At 33.8% G+C, this 19,592-nt stretch carries 19 protein-coding genes; 4 read left to right on the top strand and 15 right to left on the bottom strand.

The features are described 5' to 3' along the window. Positions 1–74: 74 nt before the first annotated feature. Positions 75–713: a sugar O-acetyltransferase gene (locus Q2T76_RS07280; protein WP_302084877.1), complete on the bottom strand. Its 639-nt coding sequence runs from the start codon at positions 711–713 to the stop codon at positions 75–77. 122 nt (positions 714–835) lie between these two features. Between Q2T76_RS07280 and Q2T76_RS07275 the strand changes: the two genes are divergently transcribed. Then, entirely contained in the window at positions 836–1,012 is a 177-nt protein-coding gene (locus Q2T76_RS07275) for a hypothetical protein (protein ID WP_302084876.1), read from the top strand. Positions 1,013–1,119: 107 nt separating this feature from the next. Here Q2T76_RS07275 and Q2T76_RS07270 read toward each other — a convergent pair whose 3' ends face one another. The 4 genes from Q2T76_RS07270 to Q2T76_RS07255 all read right to left on the bottom strand — a co-directional run bounded on the left by Q2T76_RS07270 (position 1,120) and on the right by Q2T76_RS07255 (position 5,758). Next, entirely contained in the window at positions 1,120–2,547 is a 1,428-nt protein-coding gene (locus Q2T76_RS07270) for a PTS fructose transporter subunit IIC (RefSeq protein ID WP_302084875.1), read from the bottom strand. Positions 2,548–2,561: 14 nt separating this feature from the next. After that, a complete protein-coding gene (locus Q2T76_RS07265; RefSeq protein ID WP_302084874.1) occupies positions 2,562–3,026 on the bottom strand; it encodes a PTS sugar transporter subunit IIA in 465 nt (154 codons plus the stop codon). Continuing rightward, positions 3,027–4,904 (bottom strand): transcription antiterminator, encoded by a 1,878-nt coding sequence (locus tag Q2T76_RS07260; protein ID WP_302084873.1) that lies wholly within the window; start codon positions 4,902–4,904, stop codon positions 3,027–3,029. A gap of 221 nt (positions 4,905–5,125) precedes the next feature. Continuing rightward, positions 5,126–5,758 (bottom strand): redox-sensing transcriptional repressor Rex, encoded by a 633-nt coding sequence (locus Q2T76_RS07255; protein WP_302084872.1) that lies wholly within the window; start codon positions 5,756–5,758, stop codon positions 5,126–5,128. 157 nt (positions 5,759–5,915) lie between these two features. On the opposite strand from Q2T76_RS07255, the gene Q2T76_RS07250 reads away from it, so the two are divergent. Continuing rightward, a complete protein-coding gene (locus tag Q2T76_RS07250) occupies positions 5,916–7,814 on the top strand; it encodes an ABC-F family ATP-binding cassette domain-containing protein (protein ID WP_302084871.1) in 1,899 nt (632 codons plus the stop codon). A gap of 36 nt (positions 7,815–7,850) precedes the next feature. Here Q2T76_RS07250 and Q2T76_RS07245 read toward each other — a convergent pair whose 3' ends face one another. The 4 genes from Q2T76_RS07245 to Q2T76_RS07230 are packed head-to-tail and all read right to left on the bottom strand — an operon-like array spanning position 7,851 to position 12,105. Further along, entirely contained in the window at positions 7,851–8,720 is an 870-nt protein-coding gene (locus Q2T76_RS07245) for an ROK family protein (RefSeq protein WP_302084870.1), read from the bottom strand. A gap of 22 nt (positions 8,721–8,742) precedes the next feature. Further along, entirely contained in the window at positions 8,743–10,026 is a 1,284-nt protein-coding gene (locus Q2T76_RS07240) for a glycoside hydrolase family 125 protein (RefSeq protein ID WP_302084869.1), read from the bottom strand. Between the two features lie 18 nt (positions 10,027–10,044). Then, on the bottom strand, positions 10,045–11,382 hold the full coding sequence (locus Q2T76_RS07235) for an MFS transporter (RefSeq protein ID WP_302084868.1): 1,338 nt from the start codon (positions 11,380–11,382) through the stop codon (positions 10,045–10,047). A gap of 33 nt (positions 11,383–11,415) precedes the next feature. Then, complete coding sequence (locus Q2T76_RS07230; protein ID WP_302084867.1) at positions 11,416–12,105, bottom strand: MBL fold metallo-hydrolase; 690 nt, start codon at positions 12,103–12,105, stop codon at positions 11,416–11,418. 416 nt (positions 12,106–12,521) lie between these two features. Between Q2T76_RS07230 and Q2T76_RS07225 the strand changes: the two genes are divergently transcribed. After that, positions 12,522–13,616, top strand: coding sequence for a GntR family transcriptional regulator (locus Q2T76_RS07225; protein ID WP_302084866.1), 1,095 nt, complete (start codon positions 12,522–12,524; stop codon positions 13,614–13,616). A gap of 42 nt (positions 13,617–13,658) precedes the next feature. After that, positions 13,659–15,806, top strand: a complete 2,148-nt coding sequence (locus tag Q2T76_RS07220; protein WP_302084865.1) for a GH92 family glycosyl hydrolase — start codon at positions 13,659–13,661, stop codon at positions 15,804–15,806. A 43-nt stretch (positions 15,807–15,849) separates the two neighbouring features. Here Q2T76_RS07220 and Q2T76_RS07215 read toward each other — a convergent pair whose 3' ends face one another. From Q2T76_RS07215 to Q2T76_RS07190, 6 genes are all read right to left on the bottom strand, one after another. Then, positions 15,850–16,440, bottom strand: a complete 591-nt coding sequence (locus tag Q2T76_RS07215) for a methylated-DNA--[protein]-cysteine S-methyltransferase (RefSeq protein WP_302084864.1) — start codon at positions 16,438–16,440, stop codon at positions 15,850–15,852. Positions 16,441–16,518: 78 nt separating this feature from the next. Further along, entirely contained in the window at positions 16,519–17,532 is a 1,014-nt protein-coding gene (gene tsaD, locus Q2T76_RS07210) for a tRNA (adenosine(37)-N6)-threonylcarbamoyltransferase complex transferase subunit TsaD (RefSeq protein WP_302084947.1), read from the bottom strand. Positions 17,533–17,538: 6 nt separating this feature from the next. Next, complete coding sequence (gene rimI, locus Q2T76_RS07205) at positions 17,539–18,063, bottom strand: ribosomal protein S18-alanine N-acetyltransferase (protein ID WP_302084863.1); 525 nt, start codon at positions 18,061–18,063, stop codon at positions 17,539–17,541. After that, complete coding sequence (gene tsaB, locus Q2T76_RS07200; RefSeq protein WP_302084862.1) at positions 18,047–18,763, bottom strand: tRNA (adenosine(37)-N6)-threonylcarbamoyltransferase complex dimerization subunit type 1 TsaB; 717 nt, start codon at positions 18,761–18,763, stop codon at positions 18,047–18,049. Before tsaB ends, rimI begins: the two co-directional genes overlap by 17 nt. A gap of 125 nt (positions 18,764–18,888) precedes the next feature. Continuing rightward, on the bottom strand, positions 18,889–19,158 hold the full coding sequence (locus Q2T76_RS07195; RefSeq protein WP_302084861.1) for a hypothetical protein: 270 nt from the start codon (positions 19,156–19,158) through the stop codon (positions 18,889–18,891). A 237-nt stretch (positions 19,159–19,395) separates the two neighbouring features. Continuing rightward, the coding region (locus Q2T76_RS07190) for an LPXTG cell wall anchor domain-containing protein (RefSeq protein WP_302084860.1) at positions 19,396–19,592 on the bottom strand (197 nt) is incomplete at its 5' end.

Genomic DNA, 19,592 nt, shown 5'->3' with positions numbered 1-19,592 from the left:
GTATCCTCTTATTCTATATTATTTACCTTTCTAGTTTACCATTGTGACAGTGTTCTACAACTAGAAAAATTGAACTAATTAAGTTCATTCATGGCATTTAATTTCTTATGATATTGTTCAACTTGTCTTGCCCATTTTTTCTTATCTTCAATACCAACTTTGCGAATTACTCGTGCCGGATTGCCACCGACAATAGAATCAGCAGGAACGTCTTTTGTCACCACTGCACCAGCACCAACAATTGAATTTTTACCAATTGTCACGCCACCAATAATCGTACAATTACCACCTATCCAAACATTGTCTTCAACTTTAATCGGGTAACCAAACTCATAGCCATCAACACGAATTTCTGGATCAGTCGGATGTCCTGCTGTTAAGAAACTAGTTCTTGGTCCAACCATAACGTTGTCACCAATAATAATGCTGTTAACGTCGAGAAAAATACAATCCATGTTAGCATAAAAATTATCACCAATTTCAACATGACGGCCATAGTCGACTTGCACTGGTGGATTAATATAGAGATTCTTACCAGTTCTCTTAAATAACTTGCGTTCCATCTCAACAATTTCTTTTGTGTTGTTGATGGGAAGATTATTAATTTGTTGTGCAATCGCCTTACCCTCATCGGAACGGTTCTCAGGTTTAATTTGCATGGCTTTGTATAATTCACCATTTAACATTTGTTCGTATTCAAAGTCTTTTGTCATATCAGCTTCCTATATTTATTTAATAGCTATAGTTTACCAATAATTATTAGAAAGTTAAAAATTGAGTCTTCTCTTTTTTGATGTGTTACCATATAAGCACACATTCTATGGAGGATAACTGCATGACTGAAAAAAATCAAATCACTATAGAAGAATTATTCAAAGATTATCACGGTGGAGTAATTAACGAAAAAGTAGTTAATCTTTATCCACCAATTGGTCACGAATTTGGAAGTCCTGATTTTGAAAGACTTGAAAAAGAACTAGTAAAAAACAATACAAATAAAAATAAAGAGTGAACTTTTGAAACGCGTTCAAGTTAACAAAAATTTCGTCTAAATAAAAATGACATTGAATTCAAAGAATTCAGTGCCATTTTTCTTAGCATTCACTTTTTTACACGTTCTTATTTTGCTTTTTTAACTGCTCTTGATTGTAGAAAAATCAACAATAGTGATCCTACAGCTACACCAATTACAATTGATAATAGGAATAATCCTAAGTTGTTTGTTGCACCTAGTACACCAACAATTGGTCCACCATGAGGTACAACGTCAGTAATCTTGAAGATTGCTCCCATAATTCCGGCAACAGCACTACCAATCATGATACTTGGGAAGACACGTTTTGGATTTGCAGCAGCGAATGGAATTGCACCTTCGGTAATTCCGATTAGTCCCATCAAGATAGCTGGGATTGATGCTGATGATTCTTCTTTACTGAATAATTTACCACGTGTTGATGCAGCAACACCTACTGTCAATGGTGGTACGGCAACACAACAGGCAACGATTCCCATGATTTGTGGAGCGTTAGCGGTAATTGAAGCAACACCGAATAGGAAGGCAATTTTGTTGATTGGGCCACCCATATCTGAAGCAACCATGACACCGATAATAGCTCCAAGAATAATACTTGTTGATGGGTTCTTAGCAAGTGCGGTTAGCATATCTTGTAGAGCTGTCATCAACCAAGAAATTGGTCCACCTAATAAGAAGACGAATAATCCTGATAAAATAGCGGTTCCCAACAATGGAATAACAAAGATTGGCATAACTGGACGTAGGTCCTTTGGTACTTTCCAACTGTTCATCCATTTAACTAAATATCCACCAGCGAAACCGATAAGAATAGCACCTAAGAATCCTGTACCAGCTTTTGTTCCTAAAATATCTGGTGAGTTAGCAACCATAGCTGAAATCATAACTGGTGCTAATGCAGCACGTCCGGCGATAGCATCACCAATATAACCAGCAAGAATTGGAATCATCAATGTGAATCCAAAAACACCAATAGCGTTCATCTTAGCCCAGATAGTTCCTTCAGGAATTACCATCCCTTGAGCTGTAGCATGTCCACCAATAGCAATTGATAGAGCAATGAACAATCCACCAACAACAACGAATGGAATCATGTGTGATACACCATTCAATAATTGTTTAACTGCTGGTCTTTGTTGACCTGATTTTTGAGTTGGTTCTTCACTGTCATCTTCACTCTTGCTTGAACCAGCACCGTTATAAACGGGTGTATCTTTAATTCTGTTAATTAACTCTTCTGAATCTTTAATAGCTGCTGGTGTGTCACCAAAGATGACCTTCTTACCAACAAAACGATCCATACCATCAACAGCAACATCAGCTGCAAAAACGACGAAATCAGCGTTTTTGATATCTTCTGCTGTCAATTCATTTTCTGTTCCGGAAGCACCTTGTGTTTCCATTTTTACTTCATAACCCATTTTTTTTGCAGCTTGTTCTAGTTTCTCAGCTGCCATATATGTATGGGCAATCCCTACGGGACATTTTGTTACACCGACAATACTTTTTGTCATAATGTCTCTCCCTTTTATTTGTTCACTATTTCAGCGATTAAGTCGAATAGTGCGTCTTGATTGTGTTTATTTTCCTTAATTTCTTTCACGAAATCTTCGTTCATAAGTTTTCTTGAAAGTAGTGATAGTAATTTCAAGTGTTCTTGATTACCTTCTGCTTGAGGTGTTAATAACACAATAGCAATCTCAATATCTTGACCATCTAATGATTCCCAAGCAATTGAGTTCTCAAAAGTAACCACACCAATTCTGACATCTTTTAAATCAGGAACTTGAGTATGAGGAATAGCGAAACCATCAGTGAAGCCAGTGGTTCCTTCTTCTTCACGTTTCAACAATCCTTCTTCAATTTGTGTAGCTGGCACACTTAAAGCATTACCTAATTGGTTAGATATTTCTTTTAAAGCGGCATTTTTTTCTGCAGGACTAACGTTCAAATCAACTAGAACGCAATCTTTTAATAATACTTCGTTAGACATTTATTTATCTCCAGTTAATATTTTTAAAACTTCAGTGGTACTTTGGGAATTCTCTAATTCGTATATTCTTTCTTTATCTTCAATAATCTCATTGAGATAATGATAAATTTTTCGAATATATAAACTTGTTTGATCATTCATTCCCATGAAAAAGGCAACTTTGACATTCTCATTCATCCACTTAATTCCTTTTTTGGAAATCATAATGGCGATGAACGGCTGCTTAACAAATTGTGTATCGGCATGTGGTAAGGCAATGTTATCCACCGCCGTACTTGAGATGTTCTCTCTACTAATTGCAGCTTTAGTCAAATCATTATTTGCCAAATCACTCTCAATCGCAGCAGTAGTCATCTTTTGAATTGCTTCTTGATAATCTAGTTTCTCATCTTCAATAAAAATCAGATTATCTTTAAACAATGACAAGAAATAACCAAAAGCTTCTGTTTGAGAATTAATCAAATCAATATTTCGCTTAATTTCTTGTTTGTCACGATCAGTTAGAAACGGCGAGACCAGAACATGTGGTTTTTCAATATTCTCTAGTGGTACGGTTGAGATTATCAAATCCTCACTAATGTTTGAATCGCCCACTTCGTAACTTCGCAAAATTCGCTCAATAGTAATTTGATCTCTCATATTTTGATTGATTTTTTCTTCTAACAATCTTGATGTACCAATTCCGGTATTGCATACGATTACAGCAGTAACTGGAGCATCAGGTGTTCTTTTTCGCTCAAAATGTGATTCGAAATGTAAAGCAACAAAAGCCACTTCATCTTCACTCAAATCAGTATCTAATTTCCGATCTAATTTTGAAACTAGTTTCAAGGCTTCTTCAAATGACAGCGGAAATTTTCTCTTGATCTGTTCTATATAAGGATTGCTGGCTTTCATACCAAACTTGTATCTTCTTAAAGCACCAGATAGATGTTGGTAAAGTCCTTCCAATAATTGCTCATCAAAATCATCATCCAACAATTCTTGAATGTTCTCTCGTAAATCGGAGAAGTCTTCATTGTGAATAATTGGAATACGATTCTCCAATTTAATTAGAATAATAAAGTTATTCAAATATGTGAGTTGCTCAATATTCAAATGATAATGAAAGACGTAATGAAATTTTTTACTTAATTCGAGTGTCTCGGTTTCTAATTGTGTTGGAGAATCTTGATTCTGGTTGCTATTTTTTGAAAGCGACAATTGCAGAATCAAATATATAACCAGGGTTTCGTATTCATAATCCGTTAATTTATAGTCATGCTGACTGATAAATTCATCAACAATTTTAAAAACTTGCTTGGTCTGACCTTGCTCAAAATATTGATTGAGCATCGGTGGAAAAATGACATTCTCATGGTTACTGGTCATTAACTTGTTACCCCAGAACTTATGGATCACATCGATTAAGAATGGATACTTAATTTTTTCTGGTAATACAACACTTAGTGAACCATTGTTATTAATCAAAGACCCACCATTATCAGCAATAAAGTTTCTAACTTTTGTTAAATCGGATTCAACCGTTCTTTTACTAACGTATAATTGCTGGCATAACTGATTAATCGTGACACGATTTTTTCTAAATATTAGCCTAGCAATGATAAACATTTGTCGATCATCCGGAGTATCAGGAACAATATACTCTGTTTCTTCATTCAAAACATTTTGTAAATCGGTAGTGTCGCCCTCGAAATAGATTCCTGAAGTTTTATCACGAACCAACTTAACATTGGTATCAGCAATGCTCTCAGACAATAGATTAAGATACTTTGTCACAGTTGGTCGCGAAATATTAAATTCAGTCGTTAAGTCAGAATAATGAACTTTTTCATGACTTAAAATATATTGCCCCATTTTTAACTCAGTTTTCGGCAAGAATCCTTTACCTCCCTTCTCTGAAACCCCTTACAGATGTAATCATAGCATTCGCAATTATTTATGAACGCAGACAACTTAATTACACACTGGTAAAAAAGTTGCGGTCGCATCCTTTTTAAGATTGGTTTCAATTAATAATCATCCCCACTGCAATAAAAAACGGAACTGAATTCTATGAATTCTGCCCCGCTTAAATTTTAACGATTAATTCCTAGATTCTACTCTTGATTCATATTATCCAAGAAGAAAATCAATGTTTGTAATTCATTGGCTAAGTCGACGTTATGAACACGAACATCATCTGGCACTGAAATACGAATTGGCGTGAAATTCAAAATTCCTTTGACTCCAGATTCTACTAATTCATCAGCCGTTGTTTGTGCAGTTTCAACAGGAACTGACAAAATAACAGTGTCTATTTGTTGTAAACTCAATTGATTATGTAGTTCTTCCATGCGATAAACTGGCACACCGCTCTGGACTGTATCGACAATTTTTGGATCGATATCGAACGCTGCAGCGATACGCACATTATTAGTTTGTGAAAAATTATAGTTAAGAAGCGCATGTCCCAAATTACCCACCCCAATTAGAGCAACGTTAGTGCGCTTGTCTTGATTAAGTAGTTTCTTAAAAAACGCTAGTAGTTCTTTAACATCATATCCATATCCACGTTTTCCCAACTCTCCAAAGTATGAAAAATCACGGCGAATAGTGGCACTATCAATCTTAGTGGTCTCGGCTAATTGAGCTGAGGAGATCTTCTTAGTATCTGCATCATCTAAATATTGAAAATAACGATAATAAAGAGGTAATCTACGAATTGTTGCTTTTGGGATTTTTTGTTCCATAGTCTTAATGCTCCTCACTAATTTATTTTTTCACTAATTCACAAACTCATCTTATCTAATCCTTAGTAAAAAAACAATATCCAATACTATAAACTTTGTGAATTTTTGTGTATTGATGTTAGTATTATACATAGATAAAACTCCAGGAGAAAATATTTTGATTTTATTACAAGTAAATAATGCTGCTAGATTCTTCGGCGTTGAAAAATTATTTTCTAATATAACCTTCTCAATTCAAGACAATTCTCGTATTGGCTTGGTTGGTCGTAACGGTGTCGGTAAGTCCACACTCCTAAAAATAATTGCTGGAATTAATCCTACCGATGAAGGTGAAATTTCTAAGCGAAAGAATCTTAGTATTGGCTATTTAGAACAATCATCAGGTCTAGATACTTCTAAGACCATTTATCAAGAAATGTTGTCTGTCTTCAAAGAACAACAAGATCAAGAAAAAGAATTACGTGAACTCGAAGCCAATATGACTGATGATCCTGAACAACTAAAATATTATGATCAACTTCAAAATGACTTCAAGAATAACAATGGTTACGGCTATGAAGCTGAAATCCGTTCTGTCTTAGCGGGATTTTCATTTCCAGAAAGTACTCATGACAAAGAAATTTCTACTTTATCCGGTGGGGAAAAATCTCGTTTGGCCCTCGCCAAAATGTTATTAGAACATCATGATTTATTACTATTAGACGAACCGACTAACCATCTAGACATTGAAACCCTTGAATGGCTAGAGAATTATTTGCGTGGTTATGATGGTGCCTTGCTAATTGTGTCTCATGACCAATATTTCTTAGATAAAGTTGTTAATGAAGTCGTGGAGATCGACCATCATAAGAGTACTCATTATTCTGGTAACTATAGTTTTTATTTACAAGAAAAAAAGAAGAATCAAGAACTTGCTTGGAAGAACTATCAACAACAACAAGAAGAAATCAAGAAGTTGCAAGAATTTGTTGATAAGAATATCGTTCGTGCTTCCACTACCAAGCGCGCTCAAAGTCGTCGTAAGCAATTAGAAAAAATGGAACGTCTAGAACGTCCTGAAGGTGATATGAGTTCCGCAAAATTCCGGTTCTCTGCCAATAAGCCGAGTGGAAAAGAAGTTCTTGCAGTTAAAGACTTAGCTGTCGGTTATGATACTGAACACATAATGTCAGAGCCGATTAATTTTGATGTAAAAAAAGAAGAACGAATTGGAATTATTGGAAAAAATGGTGTGGGAAAATCTACTCTTCTAAAGACCATTTTGAAAATCATTCCTGCATTACGCGGCGAAGTTTTCTTTGGTGCTAATGTTGATACTGGATATTATGACCAAAATATTGAAAATCTAGATAATAAGAAAACCGTGTTTTCACAAATCCATGATGAACATCCCCTAATGTCTGAACAAGAAGTTCGTAATATTCTCGGTTCATTCCTATTCAGAGGTGATGATGTCACTAAGCTTGTATCGTCACTTTCTGGTGGTGAACGCGCTCGGCTATCATTGACTAAACTCAATATGGAACATGATAATTTCTTAATCATGGATGAGCCGACTAACCATTTGGACATCGACAGTAAAGAAGTACTTGAAGATGCTCTAATTGATTTTGACGGAACCTTACTTTTTGTGTCACATGACCGTTATTTACTTAATACTCTTGCTACTAAAATTGTTGAAATCACACCAGAAGGTAGCAAAATTTATCTTGGTGCTTACGATTATTATTTGGAAAAGAAACATCAAGAAACAGATTCTGCTGCTCAAGTTTCTATCCATAAACAAGAATCCGAACAAAAACTCAGTTATGAAGAAAGTAAACAAAAGCAAAGTCAAGTTCGAAAAGTCCAACGAGAGGTTGATGAGCTTGAAAAACAAATTGATCAAATTGAAACTCGCATCAACGAAATAAATGATTCAATGTTTGATGAAGAACTGGTTAATGACTACGAAAAAATGTCTAATTTCAAAAAAGAACTTGATGAACTCCGGGATAAATTACCCGATTTAGAAACAAAATGGGCAGAAAAAAGTGAAGAATTGGAAGAAATATAAAAAACATCTACAAAATGTAGATGTTTTTTTATTTATCTACTCACCTTCTTGAGCAAGTATCAGTGATCCTAATATACCACTATCATTTCCTAAAGCACATGGAACTATATAATCATTAATCTTAGGGGTTAATGCATAGTCATTCATCAACTCATTAAACTTTTGTCTTATTAACCCGACTAAGAATTTTTTCCCCATCACTCCTCCTCCTAAGATAATTATCTCTGGAGAGAATGACAATGTATAGTTCACTAACCCTTCTGCAATATATTCAGAAATAATTTCCCAAACTGGATTATCATCAGATAAATCCTGACCTTTCATCCCAGTTCTGGCTTCGACGGTTGGACCAGCCGCAATTCCTTCGAAGCAATCTTTGTGGTAAGGGCAATTACCTTCGTAACTATCTCTTTCCAGCCTTTTTATATAAATATGACCCATCTCAGGATGATGCATACCCGAGAAGATTTCATTATTAACTATCACTCCTGCACCAATTCCAGTTCCCACTGTAATGTATATACAGTTTGCTTTATCTTTTCCAGCTCCTAGAGTCTTTTCTCCTAAAGCAGCTGCATTTACGTCCGTACTTAAGTAAACGGGTACTTTTATATTTTTTTGGAGCGCTTCTACTATATTAAAGTTTTCCCATCCTTTTTTTGGAGTAGAACCAATTTTTCCAAAATCAGTACTTTTTTTATTAATCGTGATTGGCCCAAAAGCACCTACACCCAAAGCACTTATCTTATAACTATCAAAAAAATTCTTTACTTTTTTAAGTGTTTCTTGTGGTGACGTTGTAGCTATTCTCTTTTTTTCAATTATTTCTAAATCCTTATTAGCAACAGCGCAGACAAATTTTGTTCCACCTGCTTCTATACCACCTAATAAAATTTCTGAAACCATTTATATTCCTCCAAATGATTGTTCAATATGTTAATTCAATTCCAATAGTGCTAAGTATGAATTCTACAAATACTGCATTAGACCATGAAAACCATTCTCTGGTATATAAAGATGGATTATCTTTATTAAACCCTTCATGAACTAAGTTAGTTCCGGCATCTGTGTTTTCAAAATAACTAATAATTCTTTCAATTTCATCATTCTTATTAGATGTTAACCCTTGAATTGCAAGTGCTATATGCCAAATATAGTTCTTGGGTGTGTGTTGACTTCCAATTCCTTTAGCAATTTCCCCTTCAAAATAGTAGGGGTTGTTTTTACTTAAAACGAAGTTTCTAGTATTTTCATAAACTTTCTTATCTGCCGAAAAGCCTAAGTAAGGAATTGATAGAAGGCTTGGAACATTAGCATCATCCATTAAATTATATCTACCTAGTCCATCAACTTCATAGGCATATAAATCTCCAAATTTTTCTGTATTTACCTTGCCATATTTATCAATACCAACTTCAATTTTAGCTTTAAGATGTAATATTCTGGCAATTAGTTCCTTCTGTTCGGAAAAAAAATCATACAGTATTTCCACTGAGTAATTCAAAACTACGACTGCAAACATATTAGATGGTACTAAATAACCGAATCTACAAGCATCATCGCTTGGTCTGAATCCCGACCAGGTCATACCCGTTTCAGCAACTTCAGTACCTTTTCCGTCAAAGGCTAATGTATCACTTTCAATTCCATTCAAACGTTCGAATGTGTATTTGCTATTTTTTTTATGATTTTGTTCAATTTCCCAAACTTCAATTACTTTTTTTAGCACTTCCAAAAACTGTGAATCAAATTGATTTGTAACACCGACGTTTTTCCACAATAAATAACTAAGTTGGAGAGGATAACAAAGTGAATCTATTTCATACTTCCTCTCCCAAATACTTGGCTTCATCTCAGTAAAATCAGTTTGATGTCCTTTACCATTAGCCTCATTATTAAAAGCATTTGCATATGGATCTAGTAAAATACATTCGAATTGCTTCTTTAGTACTTTTAAAATAGTTAGCTTTAGATTCTCATCAGTTGTTGCTGTAAATAAATACGGTCTTAATTGATTGGTAGAGTCCCTCAGCCACATAGCTGGTATGTCCCCAGTAATCATAAAAGCAGTAGTCCCGTCACTATTGAAAGTAATCGTACTTTCTAGTGTGTTTTTGAAACAATTTTCAAACATAGATACTATTTTAGGATGTTTTGCATATTTACTTTTAACAAGGTTAGAAATTTGTTCTTTAGTGTATTTATTTACCATATTGATTCACCTACTATGTTATGCATTAGCTTGTTTTTTTATATGTTTTTTAATTTGATATGAATTGATTAAATTAATAATAAATCCTAAAATTCCTGAAATTAAGAAAACTATAAATATTATTCTATAAGCTTTTCCAGTTGCATATGAATCTAGGATACTTCCAATCAACGGATAAGCGAAGAAGTTAGGGCTATAACCTATAAAAGACGCAACAGACATAGCTGTGGCCGAGATATTATCATCAATTCCATATTCTCCTAGTGGGGAGTAGTAGATTGACTTAACTAAAATAACACCAATCATTGATGATACTAATCCTACTACTCCATACATAACAAAGCTGTTTCCTTTAGGCATAACCATAACACCTAAAATAGTTCCTATAAGTATCAAGTAGCAAATTGACATCCAAGAAGCGCTATTCTTGAAGAATTTATCTGACACAATTCCCGAAATAGGTCCAATTACCATTCCTAAAAGACCTGAGATAGAACCTATCATTCCAACTACTGATACAGGTACTGAGTAAATATGTTGAAGAAATGGTAAGTAGTATGTATATACACCAATACCAACTACATAAATACAAGCAGATCCTAATCCAGTTAACCAAACAACTGGATATTTCAATACAATTAGGACTTTTTTTATTGATGATTTATCATTTACTTCATTTTCAGATTCTTCAATTATTTCATCATCTTTCAAAAAATCATTTGGCATTTTAATGTATAGGAAAATAGCGAAAGAAATTGACATTATACAATTAACCATCATAGCTACGCCAATTCCAAAATAAACTCCACCAATTGTGGTAAATATCAACACACTTAAACTATTAATGAGTGCCCCACCTAAAGCTCGAAACAATCCCTGTAAACTAAAGGCTTTTCCTTGATTATTTCTACCTCCAATATGCTTTGTAGCTTTTTGAATAAGTGGCCAATACAATGCATCTCCAAAAAGTCCAAATACCGCAAAAATTACTAATAACAGAGGAAATGGTAAGTTTTTTGAAAATGCTAAAAACATTCCTATAGCAGCATAAATTGTCATATCAAATGCAATTACTTTTTTTACATTTACATTATCTAAGATCCAACCAAGTAATAAATATCCAAAAATCTGAACAAATCCGTTTATACTAAAAAGTAATCCAAATTGAGTATTTGTAATGCCTAAATGCGCTCTAAAAGGTTCATAAAGGACATCTTTAACTTGAATAGGTGTCCACATAAAAATTGCGCTACCAGTAATAAGCATGAATTCCAATAACTGCTTCTTACTAAAATTCCAACTATTAATTTTATTTTTAATATATCCATTTACAGAGTTAACTTTTGGTTCATCCATAGTCATCATCTCCTATCAAACTAAGCGTTTTCTTTAAAATTCAATTTCTAAACCATCGTATGCAATAATTACATTTTTATCTGAGAATAGTTGCTTCATCTCTTCATGTGTACTGCCACCATTATGGGAAAAATGATCGGCAACAAAAACAGTCTTTTCGTCACACATTCCGAGCTTTTTCATTTGTCTAATCATTTCTTGATTCTTTTCAATGTTCATATGAGCACTATAGTTTTTCTTTCCTTGTTCATTACAATCCATTGAAACAAAATCAAATTTAAAATTATTTTTCTTCAAGAAATTCCACATTTCTTCAGTTGGATATCCAGTATCATGTGTGTAAAACATTTGTTTCCCATCTTTTTCAATTACATATATAAAACAATCTTCTTGAAAGTTACCGTGTTGAGCTGGTAAAGAATAAATAGTGTAATCTTTAATTTGGAACTTTTGATAAGGATTTATTTCGTGATATTCAATTTTACTTTTATCAGTTCTTCCTTCTAATTCAAAAGCCCGGTTGTAAAAACCATGTACAAACTCATTTCCATAAATATCTAACTTGTTAGTGATGCCATTAGCATATCCGTCCATTCGATACGCCAAGTCTTCAGCGTAGAGATGATCAGAATGCCAATGTGTTAAAAGGAGTGAGTCGATATCTGTAATATCGAGATCATATTTCATTAGATGATGATAGGTGTCCCCCGGAAAATCTATCATCAAATCCCCATCATCTAACAAAATCTGAGTTTGTGTCCTTAACTCTTTTCCCTTTACCTTTCTTGCATTTTCACAGACTCTGCACTTACAAAAAACAGCTGGAACTCTTTCCGCAGCGCTTGTACCAAGGTATTTGATTTTCAAAATATATATCCTCCCTTTTTTGTATGCGTTTCCAAAATTACACCGTAAGAATACCACCCTATATTTAACATGTCAAATTAATTTTTATTATACAAAATTTCTTTTAATTTTATTTAAATCCTTATTTCAAAGGGATTTTAATGTTTACAATATTTAACATATGTGATATGTTAAATATACAAATTATTCCAATATATATTTTTTATGTAATAATAAAGTACGTATATTAGAGTAATTACGTTAATACTTTTACCAAAATTGTGAGGTATTTCATGAACAAACCACTATATAAAAAAATTGCCGAGGACATCAAAAAAAAGATCCTTACCAATGAATATAGCATTGGCTCTCAATTACCTACCGAAGCAGAGTTAGTTAATATATATTCCGTAAGTAAAATAACAATAAATAGCGCTCTTAAGTCGTTAACTGAAGAGCAGCTTATTGTGCGCCAAAAAGGAAAGGGAACTTTTGTAAATCCAAACGGAGCTTCTATAATTCAACAAGAAAAAAATGTTGAAAACAATAAAAGAAAAATAGGATTAGTTTTCACTGATTTCTTTCCTCATTATGGAATTGATTTAGTTAAATCTATTGAAGACACCATAGCTGACAAAGCTCAACTATTATTCAGCTTGTCCCACGATGACATTAACAATGAAAAGAAAATAATTAACAATTTTAAGAAAAGTAAAGTTGACGGAATAATAATACTTCCGTCAAGGTCAGAATTTTTAAATAATGAATTAGTTCAATTAGTTATTGATGATTTTCCAGTGGTTTTTATCGATTTGAATATTCAAATATATAATCAATACTCAGTCAGTACAGACAATATTGACGCAATCTACAAGGCTTTGGACTATATATCAGCCACCTCCAGTTCAAATCTTGCAGTTTGCTATAGTGCAACCAATGATACGGTCCAAAATGACAGACTCCAAGCCATTAAAAATTACAGTGCAGAAAATATGATAAACATTCCACAAGAAAACTGGATTAACAATATCAATACAAAAGCAACTAGTATAACCGATGACGATATAGATAATGTTGCTACCTTTATGAATGCACACCCTACCGTAAAAACATTTTTTGCTCTAAGTTATGAGGTGGCAGAAACCATTAAATATGCTGCCAAATCATTAAATAAACAAATTCCAAGTGACGTGAGAATTATTTGCTTTGACTCTCCTCCTACTTTATATGGACTTCCAGAATTTACACATATTAAGCAAAATGAAAAATTAATTGGTGAAAAAGCGGTGGAAATGGTGATGCAATTAATTGCTAAAAAAACACTTCCAGAGAAAAAAGTTCTTATTCCGGCAAAAATATCGGAAGGAATATCTTTCCCAAGAAAATAAATTAAATTCGCTCTTCAAAATAAATAAAAGGGATTTTTTATCATGCTAATAAATTCAATTGATACTCGGCAAGGGACAAATAATAATATGTATTTTTCAAATGGCAATTGTCTCCCCTACACTGGAGTTCCTTTTGGAATGAATTACTTTTGTCCACAAACAAATTCAGATAACCAATGGTGGTTCAACCCTCTAGAAAATATGTTTCAAGGATTTAGATTGACTCATCAACCAAGTCCATGGATGGAAGATTTTTCCAGTTTTTTATTGCTCCCTTTTAGTGGAGATTTAAATAAATATGATTTTGAATCTGTCCAAACTTCCTACAATCCTAAGCAAAGTGTTTTTCAACCAAACACCTTAAAGATAATCGAATCAAAATATCAAGTAACTTCACAATTAATTCCTAGTTGTTATGGAGGGCTTTTACATCTAGATAACTCTTCAACACAAGAACTTGGGCTCTTGATGTACATACCTGGCAAGTATCAAGTAACTAAAAATAGTAAAAAATCCATCTCAGGATACTTATCTAATTACAAGGAGTCTGAAGATCCTGATTTTAAATTCTTCTTTAATTTCTCTTTTTCCTCTGAATTCACTATAGAAAATATTTCACAAGAAGAATATGGAATATTCAAAATCATTTTTAAAAATTACAATGATCAAACTATAAAGTTCGGAACTTCTTATATATCTGAGGAACAAGCAAAGTTTAATTTAAGTAAGGAAATAGATTGGAGTTTGCAAGACTATCTAAAGAATGGAGAAGACGCATGGGAAGATCAATTAAATAAAATAACTATTAATCATCACGATAGTACTCAAGTATCAACTTTTTACCATAACCTATATAGAGTCTTTCTTTTTCCTCAAAAGTTTTATGAAGTTGATAAAGATGGTAATTCCATCCATTTTGATACATTCAACAGAAAAATTCGAAGAGGAAAGCTATATACCAACAATGGATTTTGGGATACATATAAAACCGTTTATCCGTTGTTTTCATTAATTGCTCAAGACCAATATGAGGAAATTTTAGAAGGAATACTCAACAGTTATAAGGAAACTGGATTTTTGCCTAAATGGTTGTCTCCAGACGAAAGAGGGCTTATGCCAGGAACTTTAGTTGATGCTGTTATTGCAGACGCTGCTACGAAGGATATAGGGCGTAAATTTCTTCCAGAGTTATTCAAAGCAATGAAAAAAACCGCCACTGTCGAGAGCAAAAAAACTAACTACGGTAGAAGCGGAACTAAAGATTATTTAAAATACGGATTTGTTCCGATGGATTACGATGAATCAGTTAACCACACTTTAGACTACTGTTACAGTGATTTTTGCATTTCTCAAGTAGCATATATACTTAATGAAATGAAAGACTTTGAATATTACAGAACACAGTCTCTCAATTACCGGAATATTTTCGATCCAGAATCTAAATTTATGGTTGCAAAAAATCGTAAGAACCAGCTTAGAGATAATTTCAACCCTTACGAATGGGGCACCGACTATACTGAAGGAAGTGCCTGGCAAAATAGCTATTCTGTATATCATGATTTTGCTGGGTTAGTACAACTATTTGGTGGAACAGAAAGCTTTTCTCAAAGATTAATAGAACTTTGTAACCAATCACCTGTGTTTGGCGTTGGTAAATACAATCGAGAAATTCACGAAATGAGTGAAATGGCTGCTGTTGAGTTAGGACAACTAGCAATTTCTAACCAACCTAGTTTCCACATACCCTATCTCTTTAATTACATTGGAAAACCAGAAATGGCTCAACCACTTCTAAAACAATTAACCACTATTTTTTTCGACGATTCAGTAACTGGTTATCCTGGCGACGAAGACAACGGAAGCATGGCAAGCTGGTTTATATTTAGCTCTTTAGGTTTTTACCCTGTAACTCCTGGAAGCAAACAATATGTAGTTGGTATGCCGATATTTGATAAAGTTACTATCAAATTATCAAGTGGAAAAAGCCTTAAAATCTCTTCTACTCCAAATCAAGAACAACAACTTTTTATCGATGATATAACTTTGAATAATAAAAAATATACAAATTTATATTTCAATCACGATGACTTGATGAGAGGTGGAAATATAGAATTTCGATTAGGAATAGTTCCTCATCCAAGAAATTATAGTAAAGATGAATTACCGTATAGTTTGAGTAAAATTAAGTGAATTAAGTGTTTCAACAAATTAAAATAGACAACCCCTCGGTTGTCTATTTTTTTACTTCTCTTTCATGTTCAAGTAACCATTCTTTTCTATCAAGTCCACCACCGTAACCACCTATACTACCATCATTACTGATGACTCGATGACAAGGAACTATTAGTGCAACGGGATTCTTACCGGTGGCATTTGCAGCTGCTCTAGTCGCATTGGGATTTCCAATTCCCCTTGCTAAATCTTTATAAGAAATTGTTTGACCACTCGGAATCTTAGTTAATTCCTTCCAGACACTTTCTTGAAAATCTGTTCCTACCAGTTGAGTTGGTAAGTCGAAGTTTATTCTTTTACCCGCAAAATATTCATCTAATTCTTTTTGTAATTGTTGAATTACATCAGTTTTTCGCTTAGTTATCTTTGCATTTAGTCGTTTTTTAAAGGCAGGAATTTCTTTTGTCAACTTTTCATTATTGACGAATTCTAATAGGAAAATCTTCTCATCGTCACTGATTACAACCATCGAGCCTAGCTTAGTTTTTACCAATGACCAGTACAAAGTCTGAGCGTTTTTATTAGGCAATTCTTCTAATATCTTCGAAAAATCAGCTTGAAACTCTTTTTCAGAAACAATATTATTCTTCATTCTTATCCCTCCTCACGAACTTATCCATTTACGTCAATTATATATAAAAAAAGACTCAATCTCATCGATTAAGTCTTTTTATAAATCCAGACTTGGGTCGGCATTTAAGTCCAAGTCGGCAAAGTTTCCTTTTTCAAATTCAACTTGTGCTGCTGCACCAATCATCGCTGCATTATCGCCGCACAAACGAATTGGTGGGACAATTAATTCTAAGTCCAGATTTCTCTTCTTAATTTCATCAGTGAATCTTTTTTTAAGTCCACTATTAGCTGCCACTCCACCAGCAACTACTAATTGCTTAACCGGATTATCTTTCAAAGCTCTAAAAGTTTTCTCGGTCAAAATATCAATCACACATTCTTGAAAACTAGTTGCCAAATCATTCTTATCTAGTTCTTCGCCAATTTGATCAGCATGATGAACTGTATTAATAAAAGCACTTTTTAGACCACTAAAACTGAAGTCTAAGTTGTCTTCTTGCAACATTGCTCGGGGGAAATTGAAGGTATCTTTTCCTAATTGTGCCATTTCATCGATTTGTTTACCGGCAGGATATTTCAAACCTAATACCCGCCCGATTTTGTCAAAAGCTTCGCCCACAGCATCATCACGAGTATCACCAAGGCGTTCGAATTCTCCTGGAGCACTGACTTTAACTATTTCAGTGTGTCCACCAGAGACAATCAAACTCATGAATGGATATTGTAAGTCACTAACCAAATTAGCGGCATAAATATGTCCAGCTAAGTGATTAACCTTAATCAAAGGTAAACTATGGGCAAAAGCGATACTTTTAGCTGCCATAATACCGATTAATAATGATCCTACCAATCCTGGTCCATACGTCACCGCTACGGCATCTAAATCATCATAGGTAACTTTAGCTTCTTTAAGAGCCAAATCTGTACAGACGGTGATTTGTTCAACATGGTGGCGACTGGCCACTTCAGGAACAACCCCGCCAAATCTTTGATGACTTTTGATTTGAGTTGCAATAATGTTTGATAGTATTTCTTTACCGTTTTTGATAACTGCGACACTTGTTTCATCGCAACTGGATTCAAAAGCTAAAATCAAGGTATCCTTCAAGATTCTCTCCTACTTGTTTATTTGCTTGCATAACGTTAAGGCATCGTTGCCATTATCATAGTAATTACGTTCGAGTTTGACTTCGTAAAAATCTAAAGCTTTGTACAAATCAATAGCATGTTGATTATTTATATCAACTTCCAAGGTGATTTTTTGATAGTCACCGTCACGTGCCATTTTGAAAAACTTATCTAGCACAAAGCACCCTAAACCCTGATGTTGAAAGTCAGGGTCAATTCCAATATTTGTTATATGAACTTCATGTCTGTTTCTTTTCGATATTCCAGCAAAACCAACAATTTCATCGTGAATTTCCACAACTAAATATAGCGAACGGCGATTGGTAAGTTCAGCAATATAAGTTTGCTTGGTCCACGGCTCTTCGCCAGCAAATACTGCCCTTTGCAGTTCGTAAAGCCTAGCTAAATCCATCAACTTAGCTGTCCGTATTTGATACTGATTATCAGCAATAATCATCTGCTGTTCAGCTAATTTAAAGGGACGTTGAAATATCTTCTTAAACTCGTTGAACATAACCATCGTCATCTGCCTTATGCTTAGTTTTTAGCCAGTCATATTCCGCCTTGGTATATCGCAAGTAAGTTGGAATAAATGCGTCAATATCTTCAACCGGTTGTACTTGTTCAGCTAATTTCACTAAATTATGAGCATCAGGATCGTTATCACTAGAAAACTCAACTTTTGTTAATTTAGTATTTGCCTTGGTAGTTAATTCTTCGATTTCTGGACCAACAAAGACGACTTCATTTTCTAACTCTTGTAATTTTTCAATCAGGTCATCAATCACATAATGACCATCAGCCACACATTCTATCAATTTCCCATCGACTAACTGATAGGCTCCCGCAAAAACATTACTTCTTCTGGCATCAAAATAAGGCACAATTATTTTATCTTCATCCTTAATATTTGAAGCAATTAGAGCCAGGCTAGAAACACCTTTTAAATCGACATCAAGTGTCCAAGCAAGAGTCTTAGCTGTAGTCACAGCAATTCGCACTCCGGTAAATGACCCTGGGCCTTGAGCAACAATGATTTCGTCAATATCTTTGATATCCAGATTAGCTTCTTGTAAGCACTGTTTAATTGCTGGTAACAGTGTCACACTATGAGTCTTTTTTTCATCACTAAAAAAAGATGCCAACTGTTGATTGTCTGCATCAATTGAAATTGATAATTGTGTGTTTGAAGTGTCAAAAGCTAATGTTTTCATATTTACCAGTCCTATATTCTTTTTATTTTACCATTAACTAGAATATTTTTAATTAGATTGCTTAAATTTACGCAACAAAAAAGTATTCACAACGAGGTGAATACTTTTTGCTGTTCTTTACAAAACTAGTTATTAGGATCTTTTAGTTGGTAAAGCATAAAAGTATTATTATGTTTTACAACAACGCAAAGCTGCCCTTCTTTATTTTGAAAAGAAAAAGAAGTGTCTTTATCAGCCTCTTTATAGGTGATTGTTTTTTTACGGGTTGGACCTTTAACTATTGTATAATCAGAATTATTTTTATCAACAGTACTTTGTTGATATATTTTATTTCCAAAGAATCCAATAAATATTCCAGCGATAAGAATAAATAGAGATAGTAGAGTTTTTTTCATATCTTCTCTCCTTTTCATTTTTTAATGACATTGCTTAAGCTTATAAAAAAAGCCTTTAATTAAATAAAGGCTTTTTTGGATTAGTTTACTTTTTTCTTATTCTTGTAGATTGTATAACCAACTACACTTGATAATAAGACTACTCCACTAGCTAATAGTGCCATGTTCAAGGCATTANTTAATGACATTGCTTAAGCTTATAAAAAAAGCCTTTAATTAAATAAAGGCTTTTTTGGATTAGTTTACTTTTTTCTTATTCTTGTAGATTGTATAACCAACTACACTTGATAATAAGACTACTCCACTAGCTAATAGTGCCATGTTCAAGGCATTATTTTCACCAGTCTTTGGTAATACTTTCTTAACGATTGTATTCACAATTGTCTTAGTTGTTGGTTTTGTTGGCTTGGTTGGTTCTGTTGGATCTACTGGTG

It is taken from the genome of Lactobacillus sp. YT155 (assembly GCF_030504545.1).
Taxonomy (GTDB): Bacteria; Bacillota; Bacilli; order Lactobacillales; family Lactobacillaceae; genus BQUT01.
The sequence above is the reverse complement of the archived record's forward strand: the minus strand, read 5'-3'. Positions and strand labels throughout refer to the sequence as shown.